The organism is Pararcticibacter amylolyticus, from assembly GCF_003130405.1.
Lineage (GTDB): Bacteria > Bacteroidota > Bacteroidia > Sphingobacteriales > Sphingobacteriaceae > Arcticibacter > Arcticibacter amylolyticus.
Map to the genome: position 1 here is coordinate 456486 of NZ_QEAS01000002.1, position 1545 is coordinate 458030.

The 1545-nt window shown below is 46.5% G+C and carries 1 protein-coding gene; it reads left to right on the forward strand.

The genetic code is table 11. The features are described from left to right. Nucleotides 1–569 precede the first annotated feature (569 nt). On the forward strand, nt 570–1545 hold a 976-nt coding region (locus tag DDR33_RS04355), incomplete at its 3' end, for a Gfo/Idh/MocA family protein (RefSeq protein WP_109414526.1).

Genomic DNA, 1545 nt, shown 5'->3' on the forward strand with positions numbered 1-1545 from the left:
ACCCGTCGTGCGGTTTAGGTAAAAATAAATACATGAAAAAACAGCTTGCACCATCTTCCCACGTAAGCTGCATAATGGCTTCGGACCGGCTTCGACATTCTCCTGACTGACTTCTGATCAGTAACGCTTTCGGAACGCTTTCCCTACGCTTCTGCTTCGACAAATCTCGAACGGAAAGCGTAGGGAAAGCGTTCCGAAAGCGTAGGGAAAGCGTTGCAGATCCGAAGCCAATCAGGAGCCAACCCGAACGAAACTACCGGCCCCGAGGACGATTAGGATCCTCCGGTTCCTGTCAGCTGAGTTCCGGCAGTCTTTATTGTTTACCTCAACAGGAATACTTGCCGATATGCATTCATTTACGCAACAGATCGGCAACAGGGTGTTTGATCGGTTTATTAACTCTGTTGAGTATTGCCGGTTAAACCACACAAGGGGTATAAGTAATAAGTAACTGAACAACAATTTGCAATTATAATTCAATGCCATAATGGTTAAATCGTAATTCGTAAACAATAAGGTTTCACACATAAAGCTGATTGCCGATGGCTGACAGCTTATAGCTTTTAAACATGAAAACAATAAAATGGGGAATTATCGGTTGCGGAAATGTGACTGAGGTAAAAAGCGGACCTGCTTTTAATAAGGTCGAAAGTTCAGAACTGATAGCAGTAATGCGGCGTGATGCAGCCAAGGCTGCCGACTATGCAAAGCGCCATGCTGTGCCTCACTGGTATAGTAACGCGAGAGAACTAATTAACGATCCCGAGGTCAATGCCATTTACATCGCTACACCTCCGGGATCTCACGAAGAGTATACGTTCGCAGCACTGAAAGCAAGAAAGCCAGTATATGTAGAAAAGCCGGCAGCGCTCTCAGCGGCATCAGCTGCCAAAATGAACCAGGCTGCTACGGAATATGGTGTACCCTATACCGTAGCTCATTACCGCAGAGGCCTCCCCCTGTTTAAAAAAATTAAAGAATTACTAAAAGAGCACACGATAGGCGACACCAGGCTGGTAAACCTCCGTTTGTTTCAGCCCCTGCAGTCCGATATGATTGCCCGGTCAGAGGAAAACTGGCGGCTTGACCCCGCTGTCTCCGGCGGCGGATTATTTCACGATCTTGCCCCCCATCAGCTGGATCTGATGATCTGGTTCTTTGGAAAAGCGAAACATGCTTCCGGCCTTTCTCTTAATCAGGCAGCTGCTTATAATGCCGACGATCTCGTAGCAGGACAAATCCTGTTTGAAAACAATGTCCTGTTCAATGGTATATGGTCGTTCAGCGTATCTCCAAACGCCAGTGAAGATATATGTGAAATAATTGGATCCGCTGGCAAGATCTCATTTTCCGTTTTCGGCAATTACTATATTTTAAAGCTTGGTGATAAAGAAGAACGTATTGAATTCCAACTGCCGCAGCACATCCAGCAACCCATGATAGAAGAAGTTGTGAAGTACTTCCAAGGAACCGGCCCCAATCCCTGCACCGGCCAGGACGGCGTAGACGTAATGAACATCATCGACAAATTTGCAGGAAGACGGC